24 protein-coding genes are annotated in these 18961 nt (G+C 41.5%); 1 reads left to right on the forward strand and 23 read right to left on the reverse strand.

Annotated features, from left to right (window positions below):
• Window positions 1-303: 303 nt before the first annotated feature.
• The gene (locus NMM25_RS04635; protein ID WP_000109864.1) at window positions 304-495 is read left to right on the forward strand and encodes a hypothetical protein; all 192 of its coding nucleotides are present in this window, start codon (window positions 304-306) and stop codon (window positions 493-495) included.
• Window positions 496-589: 94 nt separating this feature from the next.
• Here the strand turns inward: NMM25_RS04635 and NMM25_RS04640 are convergent, their stop codons facing one another.
• From NMM25_RS04640 to NMM25_RS04750, 23 genes are all read right to left on the reverse strand, one after another.
• On the reverse strand, window positions 590-1555 hold the full coding sequence (locus tag NMM25_RS04640; protein WP_254736105.1) for an N-acetylmuramoyl-L-alanine amidase family protein: 966 nt from the start codon (window positions 1553-1555) through the stop codon (window positions 590-592).
• A gap of 2 nt (window positions 1556-1557) precedes the next feature.
• Window positions 1558-1890 (reverse strand): phage holin, encoded by a 333-nt coding sequence (locus tag NMM25_RS04645; protein ID WP_254736106.1) that lies wholly within the window; start codon window positions 1888-1890, stop codon window positions 1558-1560.
• Window positions 1891-1893: 3 nt separating this feature from the next.
• Window positions 1894-2310 carry a phage holin family protein gene (locus NMM25_RS04650; RefSeq protein ID WP_254736107.1) on the reverse strand — a complete coding sequence of 139 codons (417 nt, stop codon included), beginning with the start codon at window positions 2308-2310 and terminating at the stop codon, window positions 1894-1896.
• A gap of 8 nt (window positions 2311-2318) precedes the next feature.
• Window positions 2319-2954, reverse strand: a complete 636-nt coding sequence (locus tag NMM25_RS04655) for a hypothetical protein (protein ID WP_254736108.1) — start codon at window positions 2952-2954, stop codon at window positions 2319-2321.
• Window positions 2941-3153, reverse strand: a complete 213-nt coding sequence (locus NMM25_RS04660; RefSeq protein ID WP_254736109.1) for a hypothetical protein — start codon at window positions 3151-3153, stop codon at window positions 2941-2943. Before NMM25_RS04660 ends, NMM25_RS04655 begins: the two co-directional genes overlap by 14 nt.
• The gene (locus NMM25_RS04665; RefSeq protein ID WP_254736110.1) at window positions 3150-6257 is read right to left on the reverse strand and encodes a phage tail spike protein; all 3108 of its coding nucleotides are present in this window, start codon (window positions 6255-6257) and stop codon (window positions 3150-3152) included. The genes NMM25_RS04660 and NMM25_RS04665 overlap by 4 nt, the downstream gene beginning before the upstream one ends.
• Window positions 6254-6949 (reverse strand): phage tail protein, encoded by a 696-nt coding sequence (locus NMM25_RS04670; RefSeq protein ID WP_254736111.1) that lies wholly within the window; start codon window positions 6947-6949, stop codon window positions 6254-6256. Before NMM25_RS04670 ends, NMM25_RS04665 begins: the two co-directional genes overlap by 4 nt.
• On the reverse strand, window positions 6949-9972 hold the full coding sequence (locus NMM25_RS04675) for a PblA (RefSeq protein WP_254736112.1): 3024 nt from the start codon (window positions 9970-9972) through the stop codon (window positions 6949-6951). The genes NMM25_RS04670 and NMM25_RS04675 overlap by 1 nt, the downstream gene beginning before the upstream one ends.
• Window positions 9972-10352, reverse strand: coding sequence for a DUF5361 domain-containing protein (locus NMM25_RS04680; protein WP_254736113.1), 381 nt, complete (start codon window positions 10350-10352; stop codon window positions 9972-9974). Before NMM25_RS04680 ends, NMM25_RS04675 begins: the two co-directional genes overlap by 1 nt.
• Window positions 10353-10366: 14 nt before the next feature.
• Entirely contained in the window at window positions 10367-10630 is a 264-nt protein-coding gene (locus NMM25_RS04685) for a hypothetical protein (RefSeq protein WP_254736242.1), read from the reverse strand.
• 50 nt (window positions 10631-10680) lie between these two features.
• Window positions 10681-11232 (reverse strand): phage tail protein, encoded by a 552-nt coding sequence (locus tag NMM25_RS04690; RefSeq protein ID WP_254736114.1) that lies wholly within the window; start codon window positions 11230-11232, stop codon window positions 10681-10683.
• Window positions 11233-11246: 14 nt separating this feature from the next.
• A complete protein-coding gene (locus NMM25_RS04695) occupies window positions 11247-11582 on the reverse strand; it encodes a hypothetical protein (protein ID WP_254736115.1) in 336 nt (111 codons plus the stop codon).
• Window positions 11583-11819, reverse strand: coding sequence for a hypothetical protein (locus NMM25_RS04700; protein WP_254736116.1), 237 nt, complete (start codon window positions 11817-11819; stop codon window positions 11583-11585).
• Window positions 11812-12150 (reverse strand): hypothetical protein, encoded by a 339-nt coding sequence (locus tag NMM25_RS04705; protein ID WP_254736117.1) that lies wholly within the window; start codon window positions 12148-12150, stop codon window positions 11812-11814. The genes NMM25_RS04700 and NMM25_RS04705 overlap by 8 nt, the downstream gene beginning before the upstream one ends.
• Window positions 12137-12532, reverse strand: coding sequence for a phage Gp19/Gp15/Gp42 family protein (locus NMM25_RS04710; protein WP_254736118.1), 396 nt, complete (start codon window positions 12530-12532; stop codon window positions 12137-12139). Before NMM25_RS04710 ends, NMM25_RS04705 begins: the two co-directional genes overlap by 14 nt.
• Window positions 12533-12552: 20 nt before the next feature.
• The gene (locus NMM25_RS04715) at window positions 12553-12774 is read right to left on the reverse strand and encodes a HeH/LEM domain-containing protein (protein ID WP_254736119.1); all 222 of its coding nucleotides are present in this window, start codon (window positions 12772-12774) and stop codon (window positions 12553-12555) included.
• Window positions 12775-12776: 2 nt separating this feature from the next.
• Complete coding sequence (locus NMM25_RS04720) at window positions 12777-13679, reverse strand: phage major capsid protein (protein ID WP_254736120.1); 903 nt, start codon at window positions 13677-13679, stop codon at window positions 12777-12779.
• A 12-nt stretch (window positions 13680-13691) separates the two neighbouring features.
• The gene (locus tag NMM25_RS04725) at window positions 13692-14159 is read right to left on the reverse strand and encodes a DUF4355 domain-containing protein (RefSeq protein ID WP_254736121.1); all 468 of its coding nucleotides are present in this window, start codon (window positions 14157-14159) and stop codon (window positions 13692-13694) included.
• Window positions 14160-14240: 81 nt separating this feature from the next.
• Complete coding sequence (locus NMM25_RS04730; protein WP_254736122.1) at window positions 14241-15653, reverse strand: terminase; 1413 nt, start codon at window positions 15651-15653, stop codon at window positions 14241-14243.
• 102 nt (window positions 15654-15755) lie between these two features.
• Window positions 15756-16049, reverse strand: a complete 294-nt coding sequence (locus NMM25_RS04735) for a hypothetical protein (protein WP_254736123.1) — start codon at window positions 16047-16049, stop codon at window positions 15756-15758.
• A gap of 52 nt (window positions 16050-16101) precedes the next feature.
• Window positions 16102-16293, reverse strand: a complete 192-nt coding sequence (locus NMM25_RS04740) for a hypothetical protein (RefSeq protein WP_254736124.1) — start codon at window positions 16291-16293, stop codon at window positions 16102-16104.
• Window positions 16293-17519 (reverse strand): polymorphic toxin type 50 domain-containing protein, encoded by a 1227-nt coding sequence (locus tag NMM25_RS04745; protein WP_254736125.1) that lies wholly within the window; start codon window positions 17517-17519, stop codon window positions 16293-16295. The genes NMM25_RS04740 and NMM25_RS04745 overlap by 1 nt, the downstream gene beginning before the upstream one ends.
• On the reverse strand, window positions 17467-18780 hold the full coding sequence (locus NMM25_RS04750) for a hypothetical protein (RefSeq protein WP_254736126.1): 1314 nt from the start codon (window positions 18778-18780) through the stop codon (window positions 17467-17469). The genes NMM25_RS04745 and NMM25_RS04750 overlap by 53 nt, the downstream gene beginning before the upstream one ends.
• Between the last annotated feature and the right edge of the window lie 181 nt (window positions 18781-18961).

An 18961-nucleotide genomic window follows, 5' to 3' on the forward strand; every position in this document is an offset into this window, starting at 1 on the left:
CTTAGACAAGGAAACTAGTAGAAAGGAAAACAAAATGTTTAAGTTCAAAAAGAAGCCACTCAAAGTCAAAACAAATAAGCTAGTCATCAAAATAAACTTATTTATAATCAGCTTTGAATGGCACATCGAATTTGGATAGTGAGAAATCACTATCCACCCCTTCGGGGGTGTACTTAAATTATAACAGGAAAAACAATGAAAGTAAATCTTAAAATTAGAAAAACCACCAAGCGTGAAAAAGTTGAATTTATTATTGGACTTCTTCTACTCCTATTTGCAGTTTGGTATTTTATGAGGTAATATATGTCAGTAGATATTAAAGCTATCCGCTGGCTTTTAGACAACGCCACAGCCTATGCTATCAGCAAAAACTGTGGCGTATCTATTCAGGCCGTAGATAAGTATAAAAACGGTGTATCAGATATTATGAACATGCGTTTAAAACACGCTATCAGCATGACTTCTTACGCCCATACACTACAAGAAAAACAGTGAGCACCATCACTGTTTTTTCTATTTTGAGTAAACAAAAAAACCGCAAGCCTGAGCCTGCGGTTGGTGTAATCTAATTTGAAAGTCCTTTCTGTTTTTATTTTTCTTCTTTCGGTTTATCAACTACTGTGATAAGACCATCTGGTTCGGTTTTGAATTCAGGATCCGTGTGTAGTTCACCGTTGGCTTTCAAATAGTACCAGCCATCGCCTGACTTAATGAACTGTTTAGATAACATGTACCCGTCTTTTTCTTCCATAAAGTACCAGGTTTCTCGGTATTTAACCCATCCAGTGGCCATGCGACCGTCTGATTTGAAGAAATACCATCGATGGTTGAGGAACATCCATCCTGTGACCATTGCGCCACGCTTGTCGAGGTAGAACCAGTCTTTCCCATCGTTGAACCAACGATTGATTAAGCAATAACCACGATCATCAAAGTAGAACCATTCGTTGTTGATTTGCTTCCATGAGTTCGTAGGATAAGAACCATCTGACTCTTCCCACCACCATCCTGTGCCGTTGCGTTTCCAGCCTGCTTCAGATAGACCGCCTTCGATGTCTTTCTTGAATTGCTCACGACTGATACCCCATTTGGCTAAATAAGGGTATGGATCCACATGGTCTGAGTAGTTTCGAGGTTGATTGTATGTGCAATACTGATGTGTCTTGATTCCTGCTAAGCTGTCAGAGTCCATCGTTTTCGGAATCCCTGCTTCATCAGCAAGGTTGCGCAAAAGCTCAACATAGAGTTTATAATCACGCATAAACTCTTCTTTTGTTTCATGGCTTTCAATCAATTCAACCTGGCCATAACCTTCTACGTTCCAGCCGCCTCCCACGTCGTAGGCTCCCATGTCTGTATACCAGGTTTGCATCACACGGCCGTTACCGACAACGTGCGAGAAGAATCCTGAATCAACAGGACGACGCATGTGGTAGTCTGCTTCATTTTGAGCTGTTGAGTTTGGATTACCAGTTGAATGAGCATGAATCTGACGATAGGGTTGTTCGCCAACTTGTGGTAAGTCAGTTCGTAGTCTGCTTGTGTCAATATCCATGATTACTCCCCTTTCCATGCATCATTCATCTGCTTAACTGCTGACTCGACAAATGTATCAAGGTCTTTGTCAGTCATGCTAATGTTGTATTTTGTTAGCTCGGAACGGATTTTAGTGCGTGCTTGCTCCAGCTTCTCTTCGCCCTTATAGCCAGTTTCGGCTGCGATTTGCTCGACGGCGTTGACCGCATTTTTAGCAAGGATTTCTACAATCTTGATAGTCTTTTCTCCGCCTTTTCGCAAAAGGTAATCTTTTACTGTTTTGATGATACTGCCTGCGGCTACTGCTAAAAAGCCTGTAGCAAATGCAATAATGATTTCGTTAAATTGTGACATGTGTTATTCTCCTTTGTTTTTGTCGTCATCTTTTTCAAGCAAGCGCTGAAATGCTTTTAAAATCGGCTGAAAAAGAGTAACATTTCCTTTTAGTTTGCGGTAATTTTCAACGAGAGATTGAAAAGTAAATACGATGTACCCGAGATAAATTGAGTACAAGAATGCGAAGCCTGATTTTTCAGGCAAGAGCACGGACATCGGAATAAGGATCATCAGCAAGAGAACCCCTAAAATTTTGCGAAGGAGTCCGTTGATGCCGATTTTGCTCTTATACTCGATATCAGGATTGGCAATAGCTGCAATCGTTCCAGTCAAGAAATCAATGATTTCCATTGAAACAATCAATGCAAGAGCGTACAATACCAGGCCGTCTTCGGTCTGGACTACGCTTCTTAAGAAATTGAAAAATTCGATTTGCATACACATCTCTATTCTTTAGGTTCATACTTCCATGCTGCGCCTGTTCCGTCAAGTTCAAGGCGACCGTTGCGAGCAAAATCGCTGACAGGTTCACCGTTGTAAGTGAATTCACGATTAAGCTGAACCAAGACACGCTTGCCTTCACCATTCACTTCAACGTGCGCTGGGTCTTCAATAGTAATCAAGTCATGTGCCATGTAATGTTTCCCAACTTCAGCAAGTGGAATCAACTCTACCAATTCCTTGTAGATAGTTCCATAAGCGATTGTCTTGCCTGCTACAGCATTTAAAACGACCGCATGGATGATTTTACCATAGCGGTCAGTTTCTTCTTGATTATGCTTAACTGCTTGGTCTGTTGCCGTCTGTTTCGCTTCAGTTGCAGCAAGTTTATGAGTCGCTTCTTCAAGTTTAGCTTGAGTTTGAACAATAGCGCTTGCTGGGTCCAACTCGGCTTTCAGGATATCCAGCACTGCCTGAATCAAGACATCCTCTTGCTCAATCGTGCGGTCTCCTACCAGCTCACGCATGTTCGTACTGTAGCGATTGCCTTCTGATAGACGAATCTCTACCACTGTAACCGTGTTATCGCCAAAACCTCGTGTATAAGGTTTATTCGCTAGTTCGTAATTACTGATTGCCATTTGTCATTTTTCCTTTCACTTCTTCAAATTTTGCCTTAAGCTCTTCGTCAGATTCAATGATTCGTTTCATCTGCTCGAGCTCCATCGCAGTTACTGTGTAGAGGGCTTCGAGCGTAGCCGATTGAGTAGCTTCGTTGCCGATTTTTTCACCTAACGACTTAATCGCTAGGCTGCTGATTTGTTTGTCTTGTTCGTTCATGTTTTCTCCAATTTTTCTATTTTTTGATTGAGTTCTTGAATGGCCTTGATTAAGTAAGGCACCAATTCAAATGTTCGATACGAGTATGCCCCGTCTGGGTTCTCGTAGAATGCTTCAGGAGCGTATTTTTGGATATCTTGCGCCATAATACCGCAAGCGATATCTTCTATTTTTCCATCGTATTCTTTGCGATAGCTGTATGTCTTCAAGTTTTCGATTACATCGAGACCAGAAACTGTACTAGCTTCGATATTTGATTTGTAGCGACAGTCTGAGATTTCTTTGTTAATAGGAATCCAGTCGGAACCTCCACCGCCCCAAACAAAATACATATAGCCATTCTCACTAAAGATTTGTTTGTATTGAGGAGAGTAAATCCAGTATCCAGACTTACCAGAATTTTTATTGTTATAGTAGATATCGCCTGTAACACGTAAGTCGCCATTAATAACTGGCGTGTTCCAAAAATATGCTCGATTGTAACAGTACATTTCGCCCGATTCTTTAACAAACCATGCATAATTTCCTGGAGCGTCCCAAGTCGTGCCCCAATTAACCCAAAGAGCTGTTTTGCCCCAATTACCAGCACCATTGCTCATCCCTACATAAAATTGATTCTGGCCAGTTAACCAGTAAGTTGAGGGGTCCTTATCATGCGTACCGATTTGGAAACCACCGATTTTTCCTTTGTAACCTTCGAGCAAGGTCGCAGATACTACAACTGACCTTAGCTTGTTGATGAAGGCTTCTTTAGCAGCAAGCGTGTCTGTGAAGATATCGCTCGAGACAAACATTCGAGCCATGGCCGAGTCCATAATCAACTTATCAGCTGTGATAGTCTTTGAACCGATAATCTCAGCATTTAGCTTGACAAAGTTACCCTCACCCACAAATAACCGCTTGAAGTAACCATCAATAGCCGTTAATTCATCAAGTAAGGTCTTACCTTTCAAACGGATTTTCTCAGCTTCAATCAAGATTTGATTGTTCGTCGCGTTGATTTGCGAGATAATAGAGCCAGCGCTTGTCAAATTTTGAAACGCAAACGAGCCTTGAAGTAAGGTCAGTTTGGTTTGAGTCGCTTCAAGAGTCTTATCTGTCTCAAGAGTCGCATCTTCGGGTGCGGGTTGCCATTTACGGTCAGTCGTGCCTTCGTAGAAATCCAGCTCGGTCATGAACAGACCGCCCCATTTGTCTGGGTTGTTTCGGTCATACTCGAATTGCAAATAGCCATCATCGTAGTCACCGACGTTAAATTTGAACGTTTTCTTCACTGCTCGACTGTTATCGAAGACGGAACCATCAACCCAACGAGTTTTACCATCAAATACAAGTTGTTTTTGTTGAAAATTCATACTTGAATCTTTTTTACGCTTGCAGAAATACACTCTAAAATATTTTGAGTTGTTGTCGAAACCTAAAATATTTAGAGTATAATCAGTATTTCGCTTGATAATGAAACGTGTACTCTTAACAACTGCTCCTGGTCTCAACTCAAACATGCGCTTCTGCCCGTTAAAGTAGAAACCATGCGACGTGAAGCCTAACCGACAATTGGCTTCTGTCCAGTATTTCAGACCGTCGTCCGCTCTCGAATTTCGGAGCATATTCGGACCGCCAACGTTGGCATACTTGCCAACTTCGACTTGAAAAAGTTGATTAGTCAGAGTCATGCGAGCGACCTTCTCAGCAATGTCAGACTCACTGCTGCCAATGATCCGTTCGTACAGCTGATTGGTTTCTTTCACTCGCTGAAAGTCGACGAGGTCAGCCTTGTTATCAAGCTGCCGTCTCACTTGCTCGCTAATTTGTTTCGCTTCCTGAGCAAGCAAACTACCTGCGCCAGCGTTTCGCAAGGCTTCATCTGCTTTTTGCTTGATTTCGTTCAAACCTGCGCTATTAAAGTCAAAACGTTGGTCAATGGTCTCTGTCAGACTTTGCCTGACCTCTTCGGCTTTGGCTCTGGCAGCATTCAGACCGTCTGTGAATTGATTGACCAACTTTTCTTTCTGCCTATCAAAAGCAAGGTCAGCATTCTTGATTTCTTTCGCCAATTGTGTAGCGAATTGCCCTTGCAAGTGCTGAGTTTCATTCTTAACCGCATCATTAACAGCGTTAGAAATCCTATTGGATAAACCTGACTTAAATTGTCCAAATCCAATAGATAGCAGTTTCTTTGCCATCGGTGAGTATGTATACTTCGTGATTTTCTTGCGAACGTCCATCTTGAATCGATCATGAAATAGACTAACAATATCAAAAATTTGAACAGGTACATCACTCTTTCCTTCAACTTGAATTTCTAAATTGTCTTCAAGCATATCGCAAAGTGTATTTCTAAAATACTGCTCACCATATTTTCTAAGTGTCGCTTCATCTTTCACGTCCTGGTCATTAACATCAATCACATCTTCATAGATTTGACTGTATTTGTTAATGAGTGGACTATCCACCACCACAGAAAACTTACGATCAGGTGCCTTTTCTCCCTCACCTTTGATGGTAGTCTTAAAGGTGATTCGAGTTTTCAAAGATTTGGTAGAGGTTTTGTGCTGATAGCTAGACAGGTTTTTCTTGTACATAAAAAGCGATTCATTTTCTGAACCGCCATTTTTTAAAAGTCGAACCTGGTAACCATGACGTACAAGATCGCCACCCCACTGACCAAGGATAGAGTGCTTATCTTTTATAAAAGCGGCCATCGCGTTGACACTATCAATATTGAACGTGTGACGTTCGTCGATGTCGGAAAAGAATGAGAGCGGATTCTCACGAGTGATACTCCCAGCAAAACGACTCAAAGCCGTTGATCCCGTCGCTCTATCCAATGATATTGGATTGATAACGTAGTTATTTAACAATGTCATGACCTGATTCGCATAGACTTGAATATAGCCATGTTTCTTTTGAACCTCGAAAATGACGAAATCTTGTTCGCCATGTAGGTCATCGGCTTTTAGGAAAGTTTCTTCTTTCAACTTCTCCCACAAAGCATTTGAGGTCGGAAAGCGAAAAGTCAGTTGATAGGTACTATTTGCTTCTTGAGAAATCTTGTCTGCATAAGCAGCATTTAGAGGAGTATTCCCATTTGTTAAGTAAATCAAATTTTGTACCTCCAATTTGGCCGAATAATCAATCTAAGAACATTTCCAGTAAATGTAACCCCACTTCTTCCTGTTGGGATTTCAAAGAACCCCCCACGCTTACGAAGTGTGTTTTGGACTGCCCCAGTAGCATTATAGATATTTTGCTTGCCTTGCCGACAATCAATTGTAGCTTTCGTTTTTACATTAAGATACATTGTTTCTCGGCCGATAGTAATCGAAACATCTCCATCTCCTTGAACTTCAATGATGGGCTCAGAGTAAATTGATCCTGGATTGTTAATTGTTCCTGGTCCATTATAAGATTCAGGATTGACTGTTTTTTGGTATCGAAAAGGCTGCATGTTTAACTTGATTTTCAATTGCCATGCATGATTACCAAAAGGTTTGTAGCTAGCAGTTAAAAAATGAGCATAAAAAACAGATTCAGGATGATAGCTAAATTCCAACTCATTGTCATTCGATTGAAATTTATCCAGGATAATTGAGATATCAATCATCTTTGTAACGTGAATTGTAAAAGTTCTATCGTAACTATCAAAAGAACCATCTAATACTCGATAACTTCCATTCACACCATGAAGCTCGGCCACCTCTCCTTTCGGTTTAGCAGCCTCAACTTCTCCAAAGTCGGTCACAATACAACCTGGAAGGGTTGATGTATTAAAGCCATTAATGATCATATAATCCATTAGATTCCCTCCCTTGCTAAAATAGAACCATGTTGTTCGTAAGTGTTCAATGAGATTTTCTCATTGTCTAGATAGACATCTGACGATTTTTCAAGGATAGCGATAAGGATAGATTCCAAACTTGACCTCATAATCGCTATCTCAGACACTGTTTTACTCTCTTGTACTTCAAGCTGAGCTGAAGGCATGGCCAAACGGGTTTCAAGGTTTTTTGTGACAGAGGCAGTTGAGTTCAGATCCAGACTGTCTCCTGAAAATACATCCGAAATCTCACCAGCCATACCTCCTACCGTTTTCTTGACGTATTTAAACCCATCTTTTAATCCATTGTCTAAACTTCCCATAATTGCATTACCTGCTGGAACCAAAAGCTTACGGTCATACTCAATAGGTCCTTTATGGTCACGGATCCAACCAGCGATACCACCAACGAAGTCAGTTACAGAAGACCACATAGATTGCAAACCGTCCAAGAAACCTTGTAGAATTGCTTTACCAGCACCAAATAGATCAATATTCCACAATTGATTGAAAAAGCCAGTCACATTCCCTACCAAATTAGAGACCGCATTAGACATATCATTCCAAGCGTTCTGTGCTCCGCTTAGAAGACTATTGATGATGCTCAATACACTAGACTTCAAAGATTCCCAAGCATTACTTGCCGTTGACTTAATACCTTCCCACAAACTTGATAGGAAGTTCATAAAGCCATCCCAGATACTTTGAGCTCCCTGCACCAAACCTGTGATCAGACTTGTTACAGTAGATTTTATCCATTCCCAAGTCGCTGAAGCAGCTGACTTGATAAATTCCCAAATCGCACTAAGAACAGAAGAAAAATTTTCAAAAACAGCAATACCATAACCAACAATAGCATCTACAATACCAGAAAAGAACGTTTTGATACCTTCCCATATCAGAGAAATGCCATTTTGAATACCTTCCCAAATTAAAGAAAGATCAGCTCCTAGCTGGTTAAAGTTCCCTGTCACAAGGTCGATGATGATTAAAATAGCACCCAAGAAAATCGATTTGATGAACTCCCAAGCACCTTGAAAAATCATCTTAATCCCTTCCAAAATTTGACTAAGACCGTCTGAAATGTTGTTCCAGATATTCATGAATCCATCAATAAACGGTTGAACAATCGTCATAACTGCCGTTGTGATAGCCGTCCAGGCCACAGATGCAGCCTCTTGGATGCTTACCCACAAGTCAGAAAAGAATGTTACAACCCCATTCCACATCGCCTTTAAAGACTCAATGTAAGCATTCCATGTTGTAACAACTCCATCCCACAAAGTGCTAGCACCTTCAGAGATGCTAGACCAAAGACCGACAAAGAAATCAGCAATCCCCTGCCAAGCCTGCTTGATCCAATCCACAAAAGATGACCAAATTTGCTGACCAGTTTCTGTTTGTGTGAAGAACCATACAAGACCAGCAGTCAATGCTGCGACTGCAGTTACAATTAGCCCAATAGGGTTCGCAGATAATACAGCATTGAAAATGCCGAACGCGCCACTTGCTCCCATAGTAGCAGCCGCATTCGCTGCTTCCGCGGTAGTGAGTGCACCGGTTCTTACGAACTGAGCCAGCATAAGACCATTCGTAATAGCTAGAGTTGCATTCCTGATTGTTTCAATTCCTTTTATTACCGTCAAAACAGCTTTATAGCCTGCCCAAGCACTTGTAATGCTAACGACAGCCGATTTTAAAGTATCTAACGCAAGAGGTGAATCTTTCAACCAAGATGTAAATTTGCTAAGACTTTCAGAGGCATCTCTGATAAAACCTGTGATACTTTCAAAGGCAATGCCTAGCAAGTTCACTCCCTGCTCGCCGTCTTTGATCCCTAAAAGATCTCCGACGAAATCAACAACAATGCTTGCAACATTACCAGCAACGACTCCAATATTCTCAAAAGTAACTCGGATATTGTCTGCAATATTGACAATTTGAGTTGCAGCTTCCTCACTAAAACCAAGCGTATTCAGAATATCAATGTTATCTTGCTTACTTAATGATCCAAAGATCATGTCAAAAAAGGTCTCAAAGATTCCTGTTACACGAGCCAGTTGATCAAAAACTGCACTTCCAAAAGCATCCCCAAAAAGCTGAGATGCAATCTGACTAATCCCTTCAGTCAGAACCAATCCAAGGCCTGAAAAAACATTGCCAATCATCGGCAAAAAATTATCAAAGAGAAAGGTCGATGTTGTTTTAAGCAAAGCATGTAGAGAAGGCAGGATATTCTCCCCCAACGCTAGCTTTCCAAGGACATTCTGAGCAGCTGCTTTCATGGATTCAAAGGAACCACTAAAAGTAGATGCCGCTTCTTTTGCAGTCGTTCCAGTAATATCCAGATTTTCCTGGATAGCATGGATAGCATTATAAACATCTGAAAGGTTGTTAATGTCGTACTTGACACCAGTCAACTTCTGAGCGTCATTCAAAAGACGCTCCATTTCTTGCTTTGTACCACCGTAACCAAGCTTCAGGTTGTCCAACATGGTATAATTCTGCTTTGCAAACCCTTGATAAGCCATCTGAATGCTTTCCATCGATGTACCCATCTTGTTCGCATTATCTGACATATCAATCATGGCCATATTAGCCGTTTCAGCAGCCTTGTTAGTATCTCCACCCAAAGACTGCAAGAGACTCGCTGAGAAGCCTGTCACGTTCTCCATGTAAGCATTCGCTGACAAGCCCGTTGTCTTGTAGGCTTCATTAGCATATCCCTTGACCTTGTCAGCAGAACCTTTGAAAAGAGTTTCAATCCCTCCGAGCGATTGCTGAAGCGCTGCACCTTCACTGATAGCCGCCGAAAAGGCCTTGCCAATTCCTGCCGCTGCAATAACTTTCGTCATAACGCTAACAAGACTAGAACCCAATGACTGTCCAGCGCTTTGCCCTGCTGCACTAGCTTCAGGATTGAGGAGCGATTGGATTTTACCAGTAATGCCTCTGGCCGATGGTATCAATTGCACATAAGCCTGTGCTATTTCTGTCGCCACTAATCCTCACCTCCAATCTTTTCTAGAATTTTCTGACGATATTCTTCAAAGTCCTCACCAGAATCAAAGATCATCTCTTTTCTTTCTTTAGCTTTCGTTTTACCTGTCAGCTCCTCTGCAACCATTAATGGTTTGTTGATTCCTTTCTGACCGTCTGTTGTTTTAAACCAAACAAGAGCGGAAAGCCTATCAAGCACGCCCGCAAGTAAAAAAGTTTCAAAAGGAACTTTGCTATTGGTCATTGCTAGTTTGATTCGTGAATCATCTCTCAGACCAAAAGCAAAAACAGCTACCTGGTCAGCAGGTAACTGTCTGTAATCAAAAATCCCATAGGTTTCAGCTAAATCACAGATAAGAGCGTCTTCGTCTGTTTGAATCATTCTAGCAAGGAGCGCTATTTTTTTAACTGATTCTGACTTGAAAAGATCTCACTAATTTCTGCTCCCATTTTATCCAAAGGAACAATTCCAGCAGCAGTCCGCACATGGTTTTTCAAATCTTCTGATTTGTTACCAAGCATGAGTTGTACTACTTTTGGTAAAACTGCCGGATTTGTATCTACTTCAGCGATGGCTTCAAGCAACTCATAGTTTTCCAAGCGCTCTTTTGTAATTTCAAAAGCAAATCCAGTCGAAGTCACACCACGGATTGTTTTAATTTGTGGCGCAGCTCCTTTATTTTTCCTTTTACGATTTTGTTTTGACATGATTAAGCTCCTTTGATGTATTCATAGTGTGTGTCGTCAGCAGCGTTAGGGAAGGCAGTTACTGTCGTACCATATCCAAGAACACTTCCATCGTTATAAGTGATTTCATCAATGGAAGTTACCTTTCCTGAAGGGATAACAATACGTTTAAGTACACCACCTTTTAGAACTGTTTCGATTACCAGACAGTGATGTGGCAATTCTTTTGAGTTTGCCTTAATCGTAATTCCTGATGACAAATCCCCAGATACATTATCTGGTCCATACACTTCATTCAAAACATGTAGATTCAATGCTTCAATAAGCATATATTTGAATGTGTCTGTTTTTTCCTTTTGAACTGAGCTTACAACGACACCGCCCCAAGCTTTGATATTTTCTGACTCTGGCGAGTTACTGTTGGTCATACCGTCTTCTGAAATATAACCTAGTGCTTCAAACGCCTGATCTAACTTTGTTGTTGCGTCTGTCGGCAGCGGCGTTCCAAGAGGGGCAGAATAAACCGCACCTCCGATTTTAGGTTTTGCAGTCGTTACATTTGCTTCTTTTCCCATTTAATTTCTCCTTTTTAAAAAAAGTTAATATCAAATACAGCTTGATATCGATATTGTTTTGTTTCAGTGTCCGTAAAATTGTAATCACTGTTCAGGTGGACACCACAGATTGAATCTAATTCAATCAATCCCTTCACAGCACTTTTCACTTTCACATTAAGCTCTGCTGCCTTCTGCATAGTTGGACCATAACTTTGAAAAGCAAAGGTCGCACTACTAGAGTGATTACGCTCCTTTCCACCTGTCTTTTGAATAATGACAAAGCTATCGGGAGCTTCAGCTTCATGCTCAAAAAATGACGGTACATCTAAATGACCGTCAAGATATTTCTTGATAATAATTTCAATCATCTAATGCACCGCCTTCAACAAAGTGTTATTTTTCAAATTATCCCTCTTCGCTTTTCGCGTTGCTGGATAAATCATAGCATTTGCCCTTGTCTTACCAACGTGGCTATCTTGTTCATAACCAGGGCCACATCTTTTTTTGATGACTGTCGCTTCTTTGTTCAGAATGTCCTGAATCTCTTTGGATTTCAAAAGGGCTCCTACACCCGCACTGATAAGCTTGACTTTGAAATTACTCATACGCTTCAACCATCACTTTCTTGTTCCATTCCAGAGGCATCATGGCTTCAATGCCTTCTAAGGGAATGCCAATCGTGCGCCATTTACGCCCAAAGAAACGAACTTCACGGTCTTTCCACTCGTTCTGGTCGCCTTTTGGGATTCCTAGCGTATAAGAAGCCTTCTTCCCGGTCAGACTGAGCTGAGTAGTGACATCTTCTGTCGAAGCTGGAACAACCAGGACATTATCTACTTGAATTTCAGAATTCTCGTAGATTTGATGTCCAAAGTCATCCTTTCCAGTCTTAGTTTTCCCAATCAAAGTTACAGTAATTCCTTTAATCCGTCCCATAGATATCAATCACCCCATATCTTTGCTTTTTAAGCCCCAGACGTTTCAACTCAGAGTCCTTAATAAAGAGACCACCGCCAGGGACTAGATAAGAACCACTGAAGGAATATCCTAAAGCAGACTCAGCCATTTGAGTCATTGGTTCCTGATCAGTAGAGGTCATCAAGGTGCGAGCTACCACATCAACCGTGACGGACTTAACGACCATGGCAAAAGATGGATCAGTAGCCACCAACCCATCTAAATCTTTGCCAACTTTTTTAGCTTCAATACGAAGAGAATGAGAAACAACTTCCAACAGCTCCTCGGCTCGTTTTTCCTCATCGAATTTCAACGCTCGCCACAATTTTTTCAAATCTTCCACTGTTGCAAAGTTTTCCATTTCTACCTCCATTCAAGCGACTACTGAACTTCAGTGTCAGCTTGTTCAATCAGTGAAATCAATTCAGGTTTTGTGGCGCGATTATCATAAGTAATCCCTTTTTCATCAAGGATTTCTTTCAACGCTGCGTTAGTCAATGAGTCCAAAGGTTTGTATGCTTCAATTGGAACCCAATCACCTCCAGAAATTTCTGTGTTAGTGTTGATTGTTGCTCCTGTCTTTTGGTTTACATACTCAGCCATGATTAACCTCCCGTTTTCACAATACGAGCGAAACTAGCAGCGTCCATGATGCCCCATCCGAGGTATGCTTCGCAACGGATATAAATCTGGTTATACCCTTTAAGGTCGCGACCGCTGTTGTCAGGATCACCATACTTGATGATTTCCATCGGAACTTCTTTCGCATAGCCCCATTTGAACATTGTTTCAAAGTCCCCAACAATCGCTGTATTTTTAGGATCTGTTTGTGAGTATGATACAGTGCGGTTTTTATCTACTGTCAATCCATTGATTGCATCAGGCACACCGCCCCATGCCAATTCAGGATACAATTTCCCACCCTCAGCATTTTTCATTTTTGAAAGTGCTGTAGTGAAGATAGGGTCCAAAATTGCTCCAGTGATATCGCGTTCTGAACCATCAATCATACCAACTGCATCTTCCATGCTTTCATCTGGGTTATTTTCCTTGAAAGTAACTGTCTGAGTAACTTTTTTATCAAAGCAATTATCACCAATAATTGTGGAGGCTTGTTTTGTTCGTGGATTAATACCATGAATACTCATGATATCAAGACCACGAGCTAATTTTTTAGAAAAACCTTCAACATAATCAGTGAGCATGTCAACTTTTGCTTCTTCAGAAGCATGCAAAAACTCATCAGATACTCGAGCGCCATATTCAATTTTGAGTGGCACAATAGTTACAGGTTCGAGGCTCACACCACCGTGAGTCTTTTTGCCGTTTTCTGCTACAATATCGATATCAGAATCGAAATCGAAAATGAACTCTTTTTGTCCATTAAACGGAATAGGCTTTTGGGGTGATAGCTTAGCGATTGACGAATGACCCTTCACCTTGTTGATTACCTTTGTTACAAGTTCTGGATCAAATAGATTTCCTTTTGAAAGTTGAGCTTCTGACATATTTTTTCTCCTTTAATCTTCGATATTTAAACTTTGAACCAAGTTTCTAACCATGGCTCTGTCATCATCCTCTTTAGGGACAATTGGTTCAGTTGATTTTACTGGTGCTACTTTGCTCACTGGTTTCATAAACCCAGCCAAGCGCTCTGCATCTGCCTTGAAGCTTTCTTCATCAGTTCCCTGCAAACGATCTGCAAGGTCGTAAGGCAATCCATGTTGCAAAGCAATCCTAGTTCGCAGACTAGCCGTCTCATAATTAGAGATTTGATTCTGCATCTCTTCAAGTTGCTTGTCAGCATCCGCCTTACTTTGACGATTAGCTTCAATTGTTGACTTCAAATCAACATTTTCTTTTTTCAAGTCTTCAACAAGAGATTTAAGCTGGTCATAGTCGGCATACTTCTCTTTCTCCCGAGATAAACGAGCCTTAATAGCAGCATCAAATTCTTCTTGTGTTGTGATCGGTTTAAAATCTGACATTCTCATGTCTCCTTTCTCCTGCTTCCCCGGCAGTTCGGTAATTTTTGGGCATCAAAAAATGCAGTCACAAGACCGCTTATTTTAATAACTGATTTTTTGCTTTTTCTTAGGCTTAGTTGTAGCACAAGCCCAGTGCGCAAGCAATGCACTATCCATCAAAGAAATCTCCATGTCGTCAAAGTGCGATCGGTAGCCAAATCCACCATTTGAGCCAATATTCCGCTTATCGCAGTTAGTAGCTACTTTAGACAGCGATGGCTGGCCAGCGTGACAGATGGTTTTCTGATAGATTCCTTGTTCCCAAAGAGCATTGGCCACGATGATTTCCTTCACCGTCGGCAGAATCACATTCTTGATTCTGTAGTCCTTCAACTCTTCGTCCAGGATCTTTTGACCACTTGCGCCATCAATGACAATTTGAGCCACATCGGCTTGACGCAAAAAGGCAACCATCCACTCATTTCCATTACGAACAGATTGGCAATCGACTGTCTCAACAAAGTAACGACCATCCTTAGTCCGTGCAGCAATACTCAATGCCACGTTCGTTCCATCTTGACCGTACTTAATACCAACAGACAACTTGCCAGATAATTCTGGAACATCATCTACCTTGAGCTCATTCCACTCCGTCTCAGAAATAGCAGATTTCTGGTTGTAGGTCGGCCAAAATCCCAAACGTTGGATATTATGGTCTAGCTTATCCTCACCAAGCTCTGCTTCAATTTTACGCTCATTTAAGTGGTAGCCCATAGATGGATTGGAATTATACCAAGCTTCCACATCGTCAATTTCCTTTTCGTCAGAAACCGACCACTCAGCCCAGCCCGAATACTTCCCTTTACCGAAAAGACAAGTCTCACGGTACTTAGTAAAGACCGTACCGCTTGATACAGGGGTCGGAGGTGTCCCACACATGATTGTGATAGGATTTGCACTATCCGTCACTGTGTACTTCAAAGCAGATTCTTGCTCAGTCGTGTACTCTTGAGCCTCGTCAATGATCAGCATGTCAAATCCCTCACCAAGACCACCATTTGATGTTCTGGTACGAAATTGGACAACACCACCAGTAGAATAAAGCTCGATTCTTTCCTGCCCCTTGGCTCGAATGGAATTGAAATCCTCACCATCCACATACCCCATTTTCTCAAGGTATCGCTTGACCTTTTCAAAAGAGGAATGGGATGTAGAAATCCGGTGAGCCGTATGCAGGATATTCAATCCCTTATGCAAACCCCAAATTTCAAGAATATAAAGAATTTCAGATTTCCCATTACGACGAGGAATAGAGTAACCAAACTTCTGATGCACCCAAAGACCGTTCTTGTCAACAGCCATCATAGGCAGCAAAAGATTCTTTTGCCAAGCATAGCAAGAAAGACCAGTCCGCTCGTAAAGTTCAATCGCTTCTTTAGCTTTTGAATTTTTCTTGACGTATTTTAAAATCACCGATTGAGTAGGATTCTGATTGCCAAGTTTCTTCCTAGCCATTCCACATTCCTTTCAATCGTCATCGCATGATAACCCTATCGCTGGGAGATGTAAGCGCCGCCAAATAGTATCTAAAATATTCAGATACTCCAGCTCTTCGACTTATGCATTCTTTTGATGCTTTGAATTCTTTTCCACCCATTTTTTGAAATCATCAAATGTATCCATTTTTTGCAATAATAGATACTTCTCGACTTCTTCAATAGCTTTCTCGACAGAATTGTCATTGAAACAATAGCCATTAAGTGACAAATCAAAAATTTTATTTTTGTTTTTCTTATCAACAATCCATAACTCCTCACCATGCCAAGCGCTCTGTTGGTCGTAACATTTAGAGGACTGTATCTCCAGATTGTTATCTTCAATCAATCCTATCAATTTTTTGTATTTGTTCATCAAAATTTCCTTTCTGAGCATAAGAAAAGCACCCTGACCACTGTCAACGTGCTTATGCTATAATTTCAACTTCCTTGATTTCGTTCTCAAAAAGTTTTGTCCATCGGGTTCCCGACTGAACGGACAACCCATCATATTCTTCATCATAGACATCCTTGTCCTCATAAAGACAGATGCCTTCAAATGTTTGGCCGTCAATATCGGTGATTCTGACAACCTTGTTATTAAATTTTCTAAGTTCCATCAGTCTCCCCTTTCGTAATATGTCGGTATCAAGTGTGCGCCAGTTTTGCTATATTTGATTGTCATAGCATTTACTGGCTTACCAGTATAAACATCAATTCCCAACGGCCTATCTTCAAACAAATCAACCTTTTCATTGCTAGTTTGAGCGCCTTTTCTATTTGTTTCTAAAAATCCTGTCATCTTGTACTTGTCATACAAAGCATTGACATCTACATCATCGTAAAAATAGCTCTTTCCAGATGGAGAGGTTGACTGAATATGTCTAGCTTGTTTTTCATGGTTGATTTTATCCAACCATGTTCCATTTTTGAATTTTTCTTGGATATAAACTACATCTTTTAAGCGCTCATATCTTTCACTATCATTATACTTCAACTCCTGAAACTTTGCTAGAGAAATAGGTGCATTTTGCGGCCCCAAAACTTCAACGATTTTCTTGTACTCTCGGATATCTACCTTTCGGTTATTATCACGCACATCAATATTCTGCTGTTTGCGTCGTTCAAGGACATCAGCGCTTTCTTTTGACCACTTTTTAGACCAAGAGTTTTGCTGCTTCCCATTTTTTGGATGATAATCAATGGTGCATTGACAACGTTGATGCCTTCGATAAAATCCTGGGGGCTCTTCACCGTACAAGTATTTACCAACCAGCGACTGACACCAGTCACAACAATGTCCCGTAGAATGTCGTTCAATGACTGGAGCCAGCCCGACTTTCTTCTGCAATTCCGCATTTTTCTGAATGGTATCATCAATAATGCTCTGGCTAAAATTGACAATCGGCTCTTTTAAAATCCAAGCAATCTGACTAAACTCAGCTTCACTGGAAATCCGATTGACCAAACCAGCTATCCTATCTTGATTTAGTTCAGGAACTTGAACTTTTAGCCCTATCCTAGCCTCCTCGTTCAAGTTCTTCTGAACTTGCTGAGCATAGCCACTTATTAGCTCGAAATTCCGCCCCAGCGTCTCCGTCAGCAGCCTTTTAGCGATATTGTAGTACATTTTACCATCTGGCAGATTAGAGGAGCTTATAGAGCCTCTCAGAGCCTTAGAAAGAATCTCCCCTAACTCGATAGCATACTCATTCGCATCCAGATAGCCAGCTGACTTAGATTGTAATTTTGACAAGAGAGACTTCAGCACCTCGCTATCAAGTCTCGCCTCCTCAAATTCCGTCTGAATTTTCGTCAACAAGTCCGGCACGATATCCTTGACCATCATTTACCTCTTTCTCAATCGGGGCAGGGGCAGTATTTTCAGCACCCTTGATACCTGTCAAGTCTCTGATAGTCTCACCATCCACGTAACCAGGCACAGCCTGATTAAGCTTGATAGCACCATCACCAATCATCGTCAACATATTGGCATCTGCTTCAAATAACGGCTCCCACTTCACTTTCGTTTTCACAAATTGACTGCGAGCATACTGAAAATCATCTTGCAAACAAGTAGCCACATAGGCCACATTCAGGAAACCTGCTCCTAGCGACCGCTGAGCCTTCCGCCCAGCAAGGCGAAGATTCTCGTGACTCGCCTTGATGGCTTCTACTGATGATGGATTATCAGACACAAATCCAAGGTCATCCAAGGTCAAGCCCATTTCCCCAGCAAAGCCAGCAGCAGCCGTCCTCAGTTGCTCCGTAAAAGGCGACATGCTAGCAGTGCTAAACTGGCCAACGTTTGGCTTTTCCCCATTGTCACTTGCCGAAATCGTCAACAGACTTGATACTGTCGCTTGCCATTTTTCCAAAGGTTCTGCATCAGGATCTAGCCCTAGAATATACTTTTGAGGCCATGAATAAAATTCCGCTGTGATGTCTGCTCTTTCCAAGGTCCGCTTAGCATATTTCTGATAATACATGCCAGCTCTCGTGATACGACTACGACCAAACGGTCTTACCGCATCAGGACGATGGATCACAGGAACCAACAGTGGAATATTCGTCGGATTGCTGATTGAGTAGGGGTCACCATCCTTTGGAATGAAATGCGTTGCATTTGACTCAAAGTAAGCTTCTAAAGTTGCCTGACCATAATCATCACGAGCCAGCACCGCATAACCTTCCACAAGAAGACCAGTTATAGGATCAATCACCCCGGTTGCATTGCTAGCTTCGATTACCTGCAAGCGAACCTCATCATCTTCCCCTTTTGAAATATAGATGAAGCAACACGAACCAATCAGCGCAGCTAAAATGGCACTGTCAAAAAAGATATCTGGGTTATTGCGATCAAAGATTTTCGTGACATTGAAAACATCATCTCCAAATTCCCGAAAAACCAGACGATCAGCAAGACTATCCACACCTTTAGCAGTCCACCCCAAGGTCGCCCTGTACTGTGCTCTGACATTTGGAGGAATCGTGATTCCTATTGGCGCTTCCTGATGCTGCATAGCATAATGCTTATATCTCAGATTGACCCTTGACCTACAAGATGCAAGTTTCCTCCTCAGATAATCAATTCCTCTTAATTCCAAGTCATTCTCCTTCTATTTCTAGGTTTTGGCGCGAGAAAAAATGTACAGTGACGGCGTGAAGCCCTCGAGCGCCTAGTGGGAGGGGGATACCCCCCTATCCTCTGCTAGGACTTACTTCACACATATCTGTTATTTTTTCAAATTCTAAGCATTCATTATTATTTTTGATATTTTTAAAAAA

It is taken from the genome of Streptococcus sp. CF10-1 (genome assembly GCF_024295825.1).
In the GTDB taxonomy this organism is placed as follows: Bacteria; Bacillota; Bacilli; order Lactobacillales; family Streptococcaceae; genus Streptococcus.

Coding starts and splice junctions, on each gene's coding strand:
- NMM25_RS04635 (WP_000109864.1), top strand. CDS start 304: ATGTCAGTAGATATTAAAGCTATCCGCTGGCTTTTAGACAACGCCACA.
- NMM25_RS04640 (WP_254736105.1), bottom strand. CDS start 1,555: ATGGATATTGACACAAGCAGACTACGAACTGACTTACCACAAGTTGGC.
- NMM25_RS04645 (WP_254736106.1), bottom strand. CDS start 1,890: ATGTCACAATTTAACGAAATCATTATTGCATTTGCTACAGGCTTTTTA.
- NMM25_RS04650 (WP_254736107.1), bottom strand. CDS start 2,310: ATGCAAATCGAATTTTTCAATTTCTTAAGAAGCGTAGTCCAGACCGAA.
- NMM25_RS04655 (WP_254736108.1), bottom strand. CDS start 2,954: ATGGCAATCAGTAATTACGAACTAGCGAATAAACCTTATACACGAGGT.
- NMM25_RS04660 (WP_254736109.1), bottom strand. CDS start 3,153: ATGAACGAACAAGACAAACAAATCAGCAGCCTAGCGATTAAGTCGTTA.
- NMM25_RS04670 (WP_254736111.1), bottom strand. CDS start 6,949: ATGGATTATATGATCATTAATGGCTTTAATACATCAACCCTTCCAGGT.
- NMM25_RS04680 (WP_254736113.1), bottom strand. CDS start 10,352: ATGATTCAAACAGACGAAGACGCTCTTATCTGTGATTTAGCTGAAACC.
- NMM25_RS04690 (WP_254736114.1), bottom strand. CDS start 11,232: ATGGGAAAAGAAGCAAATGTAACGACTGCAAAACCTAAAATCGGAGGT.
- NMM25_RS04695 (WP_254736115.1), bottom strand. CDS start 11,582: ATGATTGAAATTATTATCAAGAAATATCTTGACGGTCATTTAGATGTA.
- NMM25_RS04700 (WP_254736116.1), bottom strand. CDS start 11,819: ATGAGTAATTTCAAAGTCAAGCTTATCAGTGCGGGTGTAGGAGCCCTT.
- NMM25_RS04705 (WP_254736117.1), bottom strand. CDS start 12,150: ATGGGACGGATTAAAGGAATTACTGTAACTTTGATTGGGAAAACTAAG.
- NMM25_RS04710 (WP_254736118.1), bottom strand. CDS start 12,532: ATGGAAAACTTTGCAACAGTGGAAGATTTGAAAAAATTGTGGCGAGCG.
- NMM25_RS04715 (WP_254736119.1), bottom strand. CDS start 12,774: ATGGCTGAGTATGTAAACCAAAAGACAGGAGCAACAATCAACACTAAC.
- NMM25_RS04720 (WP_254736120.1), bottom strand. CDS start 13,679: ATGTCAGAAGCTCAACTTTCAAAAGGAAATCTATTTGATCCAGAACTT.
- NMM25_RS04725 (WP_254736121.1), bottom strand. CDS start 14,159: ATGTCAGATTTTAAACCGATCACAACACAAGAAGAATTTGATGCTGCT.
- NMM25_RS04730 (WP_254736122.1), bottom strand. CDS start 15,653: ATGGCTAGGAAGAAACTTGGCAATCAGAATCCTACTCAATCGGTGATT.
- NMM25_RS04735 (WP_254736123.1), bottom strand. CDS start 16,049: ATGAACAAATACAAAAAATTGATAGGATTGATTGAAGATAACAATCTG.
- NMM25_RS04740 (WP_254736124.1), bottom strand. CDS start 16,293: ATGGAACTTAGAAAATTTAATAACAAGGTTGTCAGAATCACCGATATT.
- NMM25_RS04745 (WP_254736125.1), bottom strand. CDS start 17,519: ATGGTCAAGGATATCGTGCCGGACTTGTTGACGAAAATTCAGACGGAA.